12 protein-coding genes are annotated in these 13,923 nt (G+C 57.6%); 2 read left to right on the top strand and 10 right to left on the bottom strand.

Translation table 11 applies throughout. The features are described from left to right. Genes rhbD through QRN85_RS02790 form a run of 5 tightly spaced genes read right to left on the bottom strand, consistent with a single transcriptional unit; the run spans window position 1 to window position 6,470 of the window. A complete protein-coding gene (rhbD, locus tag QRN85_RS02810; RefSeq protein ID WP_284757153.1) occupies window positions 1-591 on the bottom strand; it encodes a rhizobactin siderophore biosynthesis protein RhbD in 591 nt (196 codons plus the stop codon). Next, window positions 584-2,338 carry an IucA/IucC family protein gene (locus QRN85_RS02805; protein WP_284757152.1) on the bottom strand — a complete coding sequence of 585 codons (1,755 nt, stop codon included), beginning with the start codon at window positions 2,336-2,338 and terminating at the stop codon, window positions 584-586. The genes rhbD and QRN85_RS02805 overlap by 8 nt, the downstream gene beginning before the upstream one ends. Beyond that, window positions 2,325-3,809, bottom strand: a complete 1,485-nt coding sequence (locus QRN85_RS02800) for a pyridoxal phosphate-dependent decarboxylase family protein (RefSeq protein ID WP_284757151.1) — start codon at window positions 3,807-3,809, stop codon at window positions 2,325-2,327. The genes QRN85_RS02805 and QRN85_RS02800 overlap by 14 nt, the downstream gene beginning before the upstream one ends. Beyond that, window positions 3,806-5,212 carry a diaminobutyrate--2-oxoglutarate transaminase gene (rhbA, locus tag QRN85_RS02795; protein WP_284757150.1) on the bottom strand — a complete coding sequence of 469 codons (1,407 nt, stop codon included), beginning with the start codon at window positions 5,210-5,212 and terminating at the stop codon, window positions 3,806-3,808. Before rhbA ends, QRN85_RS02800 begins: the two co-directional genes overlap by 4 nt. Continuing rightward, the gene (locus QRN85_RS02790) at window positions 5,205-6,470 is read right to left on the bottom strand and encodes a RhtX/FptX family siderophore transporter (RefSeq protein WP_502870747.1); all 1,266 of its coding nucleotides are present in this window, start codon (window positions 6,468-6,470) and stop codon (window positions 5,205-5,207) included. The genes rhbA and QRN85_RS02790 overlap by 8 nt, the downstream gene beginning before the upstream one ends. A gap of 330 nt (window positions 6,471-6,800) precedes the next feature. On the opposite strand from QRN85_RS02790, the gene QRN85_RS02785 reads away from it, so the two are divergent. Beyond that, window positions 6,801-7,733: a 3-hydroxyacyl-CoA dehydrogenase NAD-binding domain-containing protein gene (locus QRN85_RS02785; RefSeq protein WP_113221021.1), complete on the top strand. Its 933-nt coding sequence runs from the start codon at window positions 6,801-6,803 to the stop codon at window positions 7,731-7,733. Between the two features lie 60 nt (window positions 7,734-7,793). Beyond that, a complete protein-coding gene (locus tag QRN85_RS02780) occupies window positions 7,794-8,561 on the top strand; it encodes a GntR family transcriptional regulator (protein WP_082469713.1) in 768 nt (255 codons plus the stop codon). Here the strand turns inward: QRN85_RS02780 and QRN85_RS02775 are convergent. The 5 genes from QRN85_RS02775 to QRN85_RS02755 all read right to left on the bottom strand — a co-directional run bounded on the left by QRN85_RS02775 (window position 8,547) and on the right by QRN85_RS02755 (window position 13,913). Then, the gene (locus tag QRN85_RS02775) at window positions 8,547-9,971 is read right to left on the bottom strand and encodes an MmgE/PrpD family protein (RefSeq protein ID WP_284757149.1); all 1,425 of its coding nucleotides are present in this window, start codon (window positions 9,969-9,971) and stop codon (window positions 8,547-8,549) included. The two genes, QRN85_RS02780 and QRN85_RS02775, sit on opposite strands and share 15 nt — an antisense overlap. Window position 9,972: 1 nt before the next feature. Further along, window positions 9,973-10,749 (bottom strand): aspartate/glutamate racemase family protein, encoded by a 777-nt coding sequence (locus QRN85_RS02770; RefSeq protein WP_113091797.1) that lies wholly within the window; start codon window positions 10,747-10,749, stop codon window positions 9,973-9,975. Next, window positions 10,746-11,519: an aspartate/glutamate racemase family protein gene (locus QRN85_RS02765; protein WP_284757148.1), complete on the bottom strand. Its 774-nt coding sequence runs from the start codon at window positions 11,517-11,519 to the stop codon at window positions 10,746-10,748. Before QRN85_RS02765 ends, QRN85_RS02770 begins: the two co-directional genes overlap by 4 nt. Window positions 11,520-11,550: 31 nt before the next feature. Beyond that, the gene (locus QRN85_RS02760) at window positions 11,551-12,957 is read right to left on the bottom strand and encodes an FAD-dependent oxidoreductase (RefSeq protein WP_284757147.1); all 1,407 of its coding nucleotides are present in this window, start codon (window positions 12,955-12,957) and stop codon (window positions 11,551-11,553) included. 62 nt (window positions 12,958-13,019) lie between these two features. Next, a complete protein-coding gene (locus QRN85_RS02755; protein WP_284757146.1) occupies window positions 13,020-13,913 on the bottom strand; it encodes an isocitrate lyase/PEP mutase family protein in 894 nt (297 codons plus the stop codon). Window positions 13,914-13,923 lie beyond the last annotated feature (10 nt).

Genomic DNA, 13,923 nt, shown 5'->3' with positions numbered 1-13,923 from the left:
TCAAAGTCCAAATTGTTCGGTGAAGCGCTGTCTGTGGCAAAACATCAGTTTTGCGCGCTTGTCCGGAAGGTCGATTTCACCCTGCTCTTCAAAGGCGCAAATCGGCGCGTAGCGAAGCAGGCGGCGGGCCCCAACACTCGGTTCGCCAACGATTTTTTCGGTGGCGAGGTCATCCAGAAACAGAAAACGGGTGAAGGCCCTGATAACGGCGGGCGCAATACCGCGGCCAAGAAAGGAAGGCTCACCCACCAGCATGTGCCAGCCTCGATCCTTCTCATCCGCATCATAATAGCGACCTAGAATGTCGTCCTTCGCCCAATAGGCTTCCCAGTAGCTCATGGGCGCGCCATCAATGAAGCCGATATAGGGGTCCTGATGGGGGTCAGCGAGATTGCTATCAATGTAGGCGGCGATCTCCTCCTTGGGCTTTGCCATCTTCCATTGCGGGACCACATGCGGCTGGTTCATCCAGCGCCAGAGAAGGTCCAGATCACGGTTCTTATCCAGCAGCCGGAAACTGACCGTGCGGCCAATCTCCGGATCATATCTGGAATAGGCAAATTCGGTACCTGCTGCGGTAAGATCAGCCATGGGCCTGCGCCTGCACATTCTGAAACAGAGGATTGTCTATTTCGAGATAGACGGACTGCGTTTCCAACGGGCCAACCAGTTCATCCATCTGCGCAAGCCGTGTTTTCAGGTTCGCCTTGCATTGCAGAATAGTGGCCAGCATCTTGCTCACCAAACGGGACTGGCTACCCTCCCTTCGGTCGAGATCAACAAGCGTGTCGCGCAGCATGTCGATCAGCCGCTGCTCATCGATCAGCCCCTCGCGGCCCAGCGCACCGATCATGCCCAAGGTGGAATTGATGAAGCCGTAATAAAGAATGCGCTCGTCGACCGCGTCTTCGCCGAAAACCGACTCGCTGCGTACACCAAACTCAGGCAGGGCCTCATGCAGCGCAGCATGAGCACGCTCATGATGGAAGAACCCCTGATTATCCCGGTAGAAGGCTGCGACTGGGTACCCGTTTTCGATTTCCAGCACCATGTTCTGCTGGTGCGCTTCTATCGCGATGCCGTGCCGCAGATACAGCGCAAAGACCGGTGTGACGAAGACCGAAAGGAAACGCGAAAACCAATCTTCCGAAACCATCTCGACAGAGCGATTTTCAGTCTTGGCAGAGGTGCGGATCAGGGCGCCTATGCGGCTGCCTCGTTCCGGCAGATGCTCGCATAAGGATGCCAAAAGCGTAACATTTCTGTCTGCATTTTCGTCGTGGAAAGGATTTTCCCGCATCGATACGGAAAGACCGTCGATAACATGCCCATCGACCGCTACACCCATGTAGGCCGGATCAGCGATCCAGTTCAGCCCCGGATAATCCGCAGCAAGATCTTTCCATAGTCTATTTGCCCTGAAACGATACATGTCGTCACCGCGCAAAAGCTCGCGTGCAAGATTTATGCGCACAGAATTGGTGATGCCGATGCCGAGTGAGAGTTTCAGCATGAATGGCGCGTCGGGTCGGTAAAGTGTGCGTACGGACGATGTTGGAAACCACGGGCGCCCCGCTTCGCCACAATCAACGATCTGTCCTGTAGCGACAAGAGCCGCGATCTGCGCATCTTTTAGCATCGCATCCGCCTGCCAGGGGTGGACCGGCAGAAAGGCGAAATCCGCATGCGGAAGCCGACCCCGCAATGCAGAAAGCGTATCGGCCTCCACGGCCTCCAGCCATTCTTCTGCGGAGGGCGATCCATCGGAATGGCCGGTGTGGTAGAGATCACGCGAAATGGCAAACCAGCGTAGCGGAAAGCTCGCTCCAAACTCGGGTGAGTAGCGTCTGCTCTCCCCCTCCGTCATGCCATCGCGACTTTTCGGGCAAGGATGAACGCCGTGTCCTGCAAGCAGGCCCTGTTCCGCCTCGATAAAGCTTAGTTCTGGGCCGACCAACTTTTTGAGGTCCGATTGCCGCTCTGAGAGCGAGGTTTCGATCAAATGGCGACTGGATTGCGCGCGCTGGTGAAGGTCAGCGCGACCTTCCTGCGAAGCATCGGGTTCAAGGCGGTCAATAATGACGCTCATCGCGGCTGAAGCGCTCAGGTTCTGGACACCGCTATCGTCCGTCAGCACCATTGGTTCGCCGAACAGGTGGTGCCCGGTGACCGAGCGATAGGAAACGGGGATTTTCAGGCTGCCGCCTTTTTCGGGGAAATTCAGGGTCAGCTTTTGTCCGCCACTGTCCGTCGTCCAAACGATGCGATTTGCATATTCCCGGGTGACGCAGTTCAGAAGGGATCGAATGGCGAGTGTTGCGGCTTTATGGGCGTACATCTTCGTTCTCCAGTTCGCGCGCCATTGTTGCAACCGCATCCAGAACGCGGTCGATGACGTCGGGGGTGGAATTCGGGTTGAGAAGCGTCAATTTGAAATGAACCCGTCCTTCGTGGACGGTTGTTGCAAGTGCTGCAGTTCCACTGCGAAAAAGCTCCGCACGGACAGCCAGCGTAATGTCATCGGAGCGCTTTGGCCCCTGTTTTGAGACGTAACGGAACAGGACCGTCGACAGCGACGGCTGCTGCGCCAGCTGAAGATAGTCTCGTGACTGCACAGAGGCGGCAGCGGCAACTGCATTTTCCAGCGTCTTGCAAATAAGAGCGTCCAGGCCATCGCGACCAATCGAGCGCAGCGTCATCAGCACCTTCAGCGCATCGCTTCGCCGGGTGGTCTGCAGCGAGGATTCCACGTAATTCGGAACATTCCCGAAGACCGAAACTTCGGGGTTGAGATAATCGGCCTTCATTGCCAATGGCGCAAACCTGACGCCATCACGCAGCAAAAGCGCGCCGCAACTGATGGGTTGGAACAGCATCTTGTGAAAATCGAGCGCGATGGAATCCGCTCTCTCAATGCCTAGCAAAAGATGACGATGCCGGGAGAAAAGCAGCCCGCCGCCATAGGCCGCATCCACATGCAGCCACAGCCCGCGTGACAAGGTCAGGTCGGCGATCTCGTTCAAAGGGTCAATTGCACCAAGGTCGGTTGTTCCAGCCGTCGCGACCACAGCCAAGGGAAACAATCCCTGCGCCTCGGCATGGTCGATTGCCTGTCTGAGCGCGGATGCCGACATCCGCCCCTCCTGATCCGTCGCAACGGTTACGACGGCCTCGGATGAAAATCCAAGAACAGCCGCACTTTTTCGAATGCTGAAATGCGCCTGCGCGGATGTAAAAATCACGCCCTTTCGTCTCGCGGCCTGACTGTGCTGCTCGCTCGCCAGATAGAGTGCAGTCATGTTTGACTGGCTTCCACCACTGGTAAAACTGCCGCTCGCCGTTTCCGGCAAGCCCGCGAAAGCGGTAAGCCATGCCAGAACACGCTCCTCCACAAGGGTGGCAAAGGGCGACTGGTCCCAGGAGTCAAGTGATTGGTTCGTGGCGGAAATCAACACTTCCGCCGCAAGCGCCGGCAATGCCACCGGGCAATGCAGATGCGCCATCGTATTGGCATTGCCGACATCAAGCGCATGCCTGACCGCAGGCACGCCTATGTCGACAAGCGCTTTTGAAACGCCGGTTCCCATTTCAGGAAACACGTCCATTGAAGACAGCATGTCGCGCAAAGCCTCGACATCTGCGCCCCCATGCACCTTTTCAATGCAGGAGTTCTCGATCACGATATCGACCGCAGCCTGCATGGCTTGCCTGTATGCCGCCTGTGCCTGGACACCGGGACCAAGGAGCACACTTACCGGCTTCCTCTCCGCAACCAGCGTCTGGTTGTTTTTCCACAACGGAATATTCATGCAGCGTTGCGTCCGAGGCGCGAAAATGTGTCGGAAAGAATGTTCGACACCTGGTCGATCTCCGCATCCGTGATGGTAAGGGGCGGCAGGAATCGCAGGACGCTGCCATGTCTTCCACCGGTTTCGAGAATAAGCCCGGCCCGGAACGCTTCTGCCTGCACGAAACGGGCCATTTCGCCACCGTGGGCTGGGTGTCCGGATTTGTCCGGCCTGCCACCGGGATCGATCATTTCGACACCAAGCATCAGCCCCTCGCCGCGCACGTCGCCGATATGGGATGTATGGGCCTGAATGCGTTCAAGATTTGCCCGGAGCCTGCGTCCGGCTATTGCGGCCCGTTCTACCAGACCGTCTCGCTTGATGATTTCAAGCGTCTTGGACCCCGCTGCCATGGCAAGCTGGTTGCCCCGGAACGTTCCGGCATGGGCACCCGGCTTCCAGAGATCAAGATTTTCCCGGTAGATCATCACGGCCATTGGCAACCCACCGCCAATCGCTTTCGAAAGCACGATGATGTCAGGAACGATGCCCGCCTTCTGGAATGCATAGAACGTTCCCGTGCGGCCGACACCACTTTGCACTTCGTCAAGGATCAGGGGAATATTGAGCTCGCGCGTGACCTCGCGCACCCTGCGCAACCATTCGACTGGTGCAGGTATGACGCCACCCTCGCCTTGAACCGCCTCCAGAATAACGGCGGCAGGAAGGTTCATCCCGCCTTCCGGGTCGCGCAGGGCGGTTTCGAAATAGTCAGCTGCAAGCGTCGCCGTCTCTTCCCCGCCCCTGCCGAATGGGCAACGATAAGCATAGGGGTATGGGAAGAAATGGGTGCCCGGCACCAGCTGCCCGACTGCCGCCTTGGGCGCAAGTGAACCCATGAGAGATAACGAGCCCTGCGACATGCCGTGATAGGCGCCCCGGAAGGCGATGACATCGGTTCGCCCGGTCGCCGTTTTGGCGAGCTTAATTGCCGCTTCGACAGCATCGGTGCCGCTCGGTGAGCAGAATTGAATTTTCGCTTCCTCCCGCAGGCCGGCGGGAAGCGTATCGTAGATGTCGGAGGTGAACTGGTCTTTCACGGGCGTTGCAAGGTCGAGTGTATGCAACGGAAGCCCCGAGGCAAGGACGTCCTGCAGTGATGCGATAATTTCGGGATGGTTGTGCCCGAGCGCCAGTGTTCCGGCTCCGGCCAGGCAGTCCAGATAGGTCCGTCCCTCGACATCCGTCACCACGCAACCCGATGCCGATTTGAGCGCGAGGGGAAAGCGCCTCGGATAGCTGCGGGCATTGGATTCCCGGCGGGTCTGCCGCTTGAGATAGAATTCGTTATCGTGGCGTTGGAACGTGTCCATGAGATCAACTCCAGTGGAATTTTTCGTGGAATTCGCGTTCGCTTCAGACACCTGCCGTAACAGGTGCCTTCGAACAGTGCCCGATCCGTCGCAGAAACCAGACAGACAGGGCCATGCCAGCCAGCGAGATGACCGTTGCCGTGGAAAACAGTGCCGGGTAGCCCAACTTGTCGGCGAGGAGCCCGGCTATAGATGCGCCCGCCATGTAGATGATCAGTTCGGCACAGGCGAGAATGGTGAAATCGGTCCCCGGCTGGTCATTCGATGAGGATTGCATGAAGAAGGAATAGATCGCCACCAGTTCCATATAGCGGATCAGCGTCTGGAAGGCCGATGCCGACAGCGCCACCCATATTCCCGGCATAATGCCCAGCGCATTGAGCGCGAAGGCAAGGAAGCACAGGCTTCTGAGACCACCGAGCAGGACAAGCGTTGCGGTCAGTCCGGCCTTCCGGATCAGGAGCGCGGCAATCGCTACACCCACAAGACCAGCTGTGGCTGCCGCCCCTCCGGACAGATAGCCGATCCAGTCCGTTGGCACCTTGCTGTCCACCAGATATGTTCCCTCCATGCCCCTGACCAAGCCTTCGCTTGCGCGGTAGGTCAACGCAAAGCCGAGGATCAACCAGGCATTTGGGCGTCGAAAGAAGGCAAGAAGGCTTGCTGGCTTAATGCGATCATGGGCGGTTGCCTGCGGTTCTGGCGGCATCGCCAAGGCTGCCAGCAGCGGCAGCAAGGACAGAGATGCGACGAGCAGGATCATCGTTTGCCAGCCCGCCACATGAAATATGACAAGCGCCGCAGTACCACCGATGATGACACCCAGTGCCACCGCACCCGCCTGCACGGCATTGCCCATGGAGCGGCTCCTATCGGTCAATTGACGTACGGCATAGCCATCCGTTGCAATGTCCTGAACCGACGAGACCACGGTGATCGAAATGCAGATCGCAAACAGGACGGCGACATTGCTAGGCTCGACCAGCGCCATGGAGGCGATACCAGCGCTAACAAGCAACTGGGTCGGCACAATCCAGCCGCGACGATGTCCAAGTCCTGGCCATGGCGACCAACGATCCACCAACGGCGCCACGAGAAACTTTAGAATCAACGGCAGCATCAACAGCGAAAACAAACCGATTGCCGTTCTCGATGCACCGCTTTCACGCATTATAGGCGGTAAGGCGACAAGCAGCAGATAGGTCGGAATACCCTGCGCAAGATAAAGTCCGCCCAGCACGCCCATAAGCCGCCGCTCCCATGGCGACGTCAAGATAGAGCCGCTGGCGATGTTATCGATATGGGCCATGAAGCAACCGAATGTTGGGCCGCGGACGCATCTGGCGTTGTCAAGGCCCTAGCCTTTCCACGCCGACGCATCCCGGTAGTTCAAACAGGAGTGTTAAAGTCATGTTTATTTCAGGAAATTTTCAGATGCTTGGATGTGAGCGAACTTGGCTAAGACTACAGCGAACTTGCAACATTAGGATGATTCCAGAATATTTAAATCAACCTTTGATAATCTCTCCAAACTCAAACAAATGGTATAAATGGCATAACCTTATAATCTTTTGATTTGCACCTTGTCCGGTGCTGTGCGACTGTCGCCGTTGAGACGAAAGATGGCAGGGCAAGGCGAATGGACGACGTGACACGAAACGACAAAACCGTTGCTGTAGTCGGTGGTGGGCTGATTGGCGTGAGCTGGTCGGCTCTCTTTCTTGCCCATGGATATGACGTAGCGCTGTTTGAACCTTCGGTCGCGGGACGTGCGCAAATTGCAGATCGCATCAGTTTGGCCATGGGCCAAGTTGCGGAGATTGCGACCAGCCTGCCACTTCCTGGCAAGCTGACCGTGACCGAAACGTTGGCAGAGACGGTCGCTGGCGCAATCTGGGTTCAGGAGAATGCTCCTGAGAACGTTCCCCTTAAGCGCGAGCTCTATTCCGCCATTGAAAAGGACGCACCGCCCGGCGTAACGATTGCTTCAAGCACCTCATCGCTTGTCTGGTCAGAACTGAGCGCAGACATGGATGATCCGTCACGATTGATCACCGCGCACCCGTTCAATCCGCCGCATCTGATGCCGCTCGTAGAGCTTTTCGGCAGCGATAAAAACCGCGTCGAACGCGCGGCGGCTTTTTATCGAACGGTTGAACGCTACCCGGTGAAACTGAAGCGCGAAGCCATCGGCCACATTGCCAACCGCCTCTCCTCTGCCCTTTGGCGGGAAGCCGTCAACATGGTGGCCGAGGATATTGCTGATGTGGACGATATCGATGCGGCGCTTGTGTACGGCCCCGGCCTGCGATGGTCAGTTGTGGGCGCTCACATGGCTTACCATCTTGGTGGCGGAGAGGGAGGAATTGCCCATTACCTTTCTCATCTGGGTCCGAGCCAGGAGAAGCGGTGGAAAGACTTGGGCACGCCGACCCTTGATGAAGCCACACGAGGCAAACTTGTCGAAGGCATTGAACAGGAAGCCAGAGGCAGGGACGTTGCGCAGCTTGAAGCCATACGGGACGACGCTTTGATTGCTGCGCAACGCGTATTGCACGGAAGGCGTGTTTGAACTAACCGAAGTTTCTCACCCTATATCGTTGCCGAATGCTCACTTCTGTGGACTTGCCTGATGCCTGACCGACATTCTCCCACACCACTCTATCATCGGGTTTACGCAGTGATGCGTGAACGAATCGTCAAGGGTTACTATCCCGCTGACGTTCCGGTGCCGAGTGAGGCGGAACTCTCCGAGAGCTTTTCAGTCAGCCGCATTACCATCCGCAAAGCCATGGAAATGTTGACGGCGGAAGGACTCGTAACACGCACGCGTGGACGGGGAACTTATGTCACGGACCGCACGAAGGACAACAAGCTTAACCGCGTCGTCGTTTCCAACATCAACAGCCTGTTCAGCTATCTGAACGCCGTTGGAAAAAGCACACGGTTGAAGGTTGTAAGCCTCGACATGGGAGAGGCGCCTCCCCGCATTTGTGAGCAAATGGGCGTTGCTCCAACGACCGAGCTGGTCCGTGCTGTGCGCGTGCGCTCGCTCGACCGCCGCCCGTACTCCCTCTCAACAGCCTACCTGCTGCCGGAAATTGGGAAAACGCTGGAGCGTAACGATCTCGCCACGACGAATATGATCGATCTCGTTCAAAAGACCGGGACCGTTGTCGAACAGGTCGAGCAGACTTTGACCGCGACCCTCGCAGACGACTATGCCGCAAAACATCTGGAAATACCCATCGGTGCGCCACTGATGCTGGTGAACCGGCTGTTCTTCAACGCGGAACTCAAACCCTTCTATGCAGCCGAGATATTCTATCGCGCGGATCGCTACGAATACCGCGTCTCCCTCAAGCGGGAAGACGGCAAGGATTTCTCACTCGGCAATTGACGCGTCCAATCGCAATGGATGCCTGAGCAAGCCGCCCAACTGCGTCACCAGATCGTTGCGAACATTTCCTTCGACACTGTCAACAAGGGCAAACAGCTGGGCGCGCTGGCTTTTGTCCCAGACAGAATCAACGAGACGCTGAGCCTTCAGATCAACGTCCGAACGTGAGAGCGACTGGTTTCCATCCCCCTTCGGCACAAGAACCTCGGCACTTTCGGTCTTTCCATCAATGAGGATGAGGCGCACACGCGCCGGGCGATTGGCGGGATAGAGTGCGTCAAACTGCTCATCGACCTGAAGTTTGATTTTTCCGACAAGTGCCAAAACGTCAGGATGCTCCAGTCTCTCTTGTCCGAAACCATCATGCTTTAGCGGGCCAAAACAAATGGCCAATGCCGCAGCGTGGCGAAAGCTGAATCTTGCTGCGAGATCACTTGAAGGGTTGGAAGAGTCGTATTGGAGTGCGGTTGCATAGGTTTCGACGCGTATCTCAGCCACCTCGCTCGGATCGAAAATACCCAACCGCACCCTCAAAAGCTCGATACAATCCAGCATGGGACCAAGATGCGCGCAGACCGGGTGCCATTTGAGATAGGCATTGGTAATTTCGTAGTGAGACCAACTGCCGTCTTCGCCAATTCCTTCGAGCATCACCGCAGGGACGAATGCCTCGCCCGCGCGTGGACCGAAGAAGCGTTCAAGCGTTGCATTGGACGGCAACAATCCCGCCTTTGCGGCCTTGGCAGCCACAATGCCGTTCTGCACGCCGAGACCTACGAACAGGTGATGTGCACTGGCGCCTTCCATACAGGTATCTCGAAACGGAAAGAGAGCGACCGCAGCGGCATTGCCAATGGCATTCTCGATAAGCGACGCGCGAGAAGAGCTATCACGTCCCTCCCCCAGTAGATAGGCAGCGGACACGGCCGCACCGATGCAGCCGAATGTCCCGGTGTCGTGCAGCAGGGGCTGCATACCACCCAAAGCCGAGCCTATCCGCGCTGAAACTTCGTAGCCGGCGATAATCGCATTGAGGAAAGATGATGCCGAGGCGCCGGTCTCCTCGCTTATAGCCAGAGCAGATGGCAGGACATGGCTCATGGGATGACCGCGAGCACGGCGATGTCCGTCCTGCAACTGCAACACGGTCAGCGCCATACCATTGACGAGCGCCGCCGTTCCGGCAGGCCCGGACGATGAAAATCCAACAGCAGATGATTTGCCGCTACCGCCAGTCTGAAACAGTGCGGCCCGGGCTGCGGAGATGGAAGGATGCGCCGCTCCAGCCACCATTACGGCTAATGTGTCTAGTATGAAGTTGCGATAGGCAGCCCGCACCGAGCTGTCGGTAGTACCGAAATTGCTCGATGCGGCGGCTTGCGCAAGCGCTGTGGCGGCACTCTGCACCATGTCAGCCTTTCGCAGCGCGCTCGGCTTGCGCGCCCGCTTTCATCATCTCGCTCAACATATCGAGCCTGGGTTCGACCGGTGGCGGATAGACTTGCCTGCCATGGCTTAGGCCCAAGGCGAGGAAGGTTTCTACCAGCTTGTAGGTCAAAGGACCGGGATTAACGACCGGCACGGGCAGGTTGGCTGCAAGGTATTCTCCCGCCTGATGCATCGTCGTTGAACCAAGGCAGATGACTTCCGCTCCATCCTCTTCGATGCACCGCATCGCGACATCACGCATCCGGGGGAAAACGCTGTCTTCCTTCCCGCCGAGCAGGTTGGAGAAGTCCGGCGGCTGATCGAAACTACGCACCGAGGCGCATTGCCGGTCGAAGCCATATTCACGGATTGCCTTTCGGTATCGCGGCAGTGCTGGCGCCCACTGGGCAAGCACTGAAAATTTCCCGCCAAGCGTCAAGGCATAGAGCATCGATGCCTTGCCTGCGCCGATGACCGGAATTGAAAGCACCGAGCGGAGCATGACCATTCCGCTGTCGGACATCGTGTCGATGCAAACCGCATCGAAACCTTCGTCTTGAGCCCGGCATCCGGCCTCAAATATAGCAAGGTCCATCAGTCCCCAATCATGCGGAGACATGAAGGAGGTCGGCCCGCAGGTGACGGGCCTGTAGGTCAGCTGCCAATCCGCGGGCAATGGCACATAGCCTGACTGAGCCTCGCGGTTGCGAATACCTTCAGCGTCCAGAGCGAATGGAACGATGACGAGAATGCGGGTCATTGCTTGCCCTCCAGATAGGCTGCGCCTGCCGCGCCGATGGCGCGGATCATGTCATGCTTGGGCGAAAGCGGTGTCGGCCAAGTCGCCTTGCTGTGGGTGAGGTTCAGGTCGAGCGCAATCGATGCCAGCTTGTAAGTCAGCGGACCGGGATTGATGACGGGAACGCCGATCCTCTCAGAGAGCCAGGAATGCGCCTCATGCATGGTCGTGGAGCCGAGGATCAGCACCTGCGCGCCATCCTCTTCCACACATTTCTCTGCAGCCTGCAGCAGAAGCGGAAAAACCTCATCTTCCTTGCCTGCAAGCAGACTTTTGTTATCAGGCGTCACGCCAATCGAGCGCATGGAGGCGCATTTGTGCTCCATGCCCAGTTCGCCGAGTGTCTTGGTGTAGAGCATTTTCCAGCGATCCCACATCATCAGGATCGAGAACTTCTCGCCCAGCATCTGCGCCAGAAGCATGGAGTGGCGACCCGGCGCAATAACAGGTATCGTCAGGACGGAGCGCAGCATCGACATGCCGCTATCGGACATCGTATCGATGCAAACGGCGTCAAACCCCTCTTTCTCCGCATCGAGCCCCGCATCGAGGATCGAGAAATCGGCGAGCGCCATATCGTGCTGGCTCGAATAATTCTTCGGCCCGACCCGCACGGATCGATAATGGAATTCGATGCCAGGGCCGAGGTTGACGGCCTTCATTTGCGCCTGTCTGCGGGCCAGATCCTCCTGCCCCATGGGAAACGGTACGATGACCATAACTTTTTTCATCACGTCCTCCTCGTAAATTGTTTATGCCGCCTCAGCCCTGAGTTTCAGCCGCGATGCGGGCAGCCGTAGCGCCTGCCAGACGACCGAAGCTCGTTGCAGTCAAAAGACCGTTGCCCGACAAATATCCGTAATTGGCATCCCCGGACACGCCTCGGGCTGCGCCGCCGCCTGCAAGAAGATTGGGCAGAGCGGTGCCATCTTCGCGCAGCACCCGGGCTTCCGCATCGATGACCAGCCCGCCCTGTGTATGAAACAGCGCGCCATTGACCTTCACCGCATAATAGGGAGCAGCAAGCACCTGATCCTGCGTGAAAACCCGGCCAAACCTGTCCGGCACGCCAGCGCGCACGGAGGCTTCGATAGCCTGGAATTCATCACGAATGGCGTCAAGTGAGAGACCCGTTACGGCACTGAGCTCTTCCAGGCTGCCTGCCGCCTTGACTGCTCCGAGCTTGCGGATTTCACGGTAATCGTAAAAGCCCATCCCGGCCTCGTCACCCTTGGCATCATAGATATCCCAGGCGGTGTGACCGGGCTGCGCAGCCACTTCGGCAGCGTGTTCTGAATAGCCTCGCATCTCGTTTGAGAAACGGCGACCTTCCTCATTAAGGAGAATGCCGCCTTTTGTGATGACCGCCCACGTCAATGGCAGCGCGTGCGGATGGGCAACGGACCCATGGCCCTGATAGGATCCCATATCGGCAACTGCCGCACCGATCTCGAGCCCCCATTTTACCGCGTCGCCGGTATTGGAAAGATGGCCGCAACATTCGGCCTCGGCGATTTCGGGAATGTATTTCTGCACCAGCGCGACATCGCCAGCAAATCCGCAGGAAGCAAGAACCAGAGCCTTGCAGCCGAGCATTTCAAGCGCACCATCGGGTCTGCGGAAGCGCACACCCTTCACGCGGCCACTTTGGTCCACATAGAGGTCCTCAACCGATGCTTCGGTGACAAGGTCAATCCCCGCCTCGGAAACGGCTGCCAGAAGCGACTGTTCGAGATCGGCACCTGTTCTGCTTTTCGGACCATGCATACGAAGCCGCGAGTGGCCGGGATAAATGAAGCCCGTTACCAGTTCGAATTCGACGTGATGCTTATCCATAAGCCAGTCGATCATTGGACCAGCTGTCTGCGCGGCAACCAGCGCCATATCAAAGGGCGTGTGATCGTGCGTCTTGGCGACGAGGTCACTAGCAAATATTTCCGGGCTATCTTCGATGCCAGCTTCCTTTTGCAGACGCGTGCACGGCGCTGGAATAAGCCCTGCGGACAGGGAGGTGGATCCGGTCGGAGTTTCGTCACGTTCGAGGATCATCACCTCCTGCCCGGCATCATGCGCTGCAAGCGCCGCAACCAGACCACAGGCCCCTGCCCCCACAACCACGACCGGCATTTCGAAATCGAATGTCACGCCCTCGGCATTCAGCACTGCCATCGTTCAATCTCCCTTGATGACGGGAGGGCGAGACTGCCTGCCCTCCGTCAAATGCTTGCTGCTCAATACGTCGTACGATTTGCTTCGGGCGTGCCGTAACGTGCTTCCAGTTCCTGAATCTCCGGCATCCGCGCCATGTCGAAGAATTCCTTGAAATTCATGACGTTGGCAGCAACCGATGCGATAGTTTCCTCGGTTTTCAGAACCTGAAGCGTTTGGCGTGCCGCTTCGCAGGCCGAAAGCAGGAGCCAGTTGGGATAGATGATGAGTTTGAAGCCCAGCGCCTCAATTTCCGAGCGTGTCAGAAACGGTGTCTTGCCTGATGTGGCCATGTTGTAGAGAAGCGGAATACCCTCAAAGCGCGGCGCGATATACGGCAAATCATCCGGTCCGGGACTTTCGATGAAGATCACGTCCGCGCCAGCCTCGCGGTACATTTCCGCACGGTCGAATGCGGCGTTGCGTCCATGCAGCGCCAGAGCATCCGTGCGGGCGATAACGACGAAGTTCTCATCGATACGCGCGTCAACGGCCGCCTTGACCTTCGCGACCATGTCCTCTGCCGGAATGAGTTGCTTGCCCGCGAGGTGGCCGCAACGCTTCGGCAGGACCTGATCTTCAAGATGGACCGCAGCCACTCCGCCGCGCTCGTAAAGCTGGATGGCACGGCGCACATTAAGCGGACCTCCAAAACCATTATCCGCATCGGCAATCAGCGGAATGTCAGAGGCATCGGCGATGCGCGTGGCGTTGTCGACCATTTCCGTCATGGTCAACAGGCCAACATCCGGATAGCCCAGCCGGGTTGCCGAAGTGCCAGCACCGGTCATGTACATTGCGTCAAAACCGGCTTCGGTGACGAGGCGAGCATACATGGCATCGACGACGCCTGGAGCCATGAGGGCTCGTTCGCCTGCAAGCAGCTGCCGCAGACGTTGGGTACGTGTAAGGGACATTGTATTCTCC

Source organism: Agrobacterium sp. fls2-241-TYG-188a (assembly GCF_030209845.1).
This window is presented reverse-complemented; position numbering and strand designations above follow the sequence as displayed.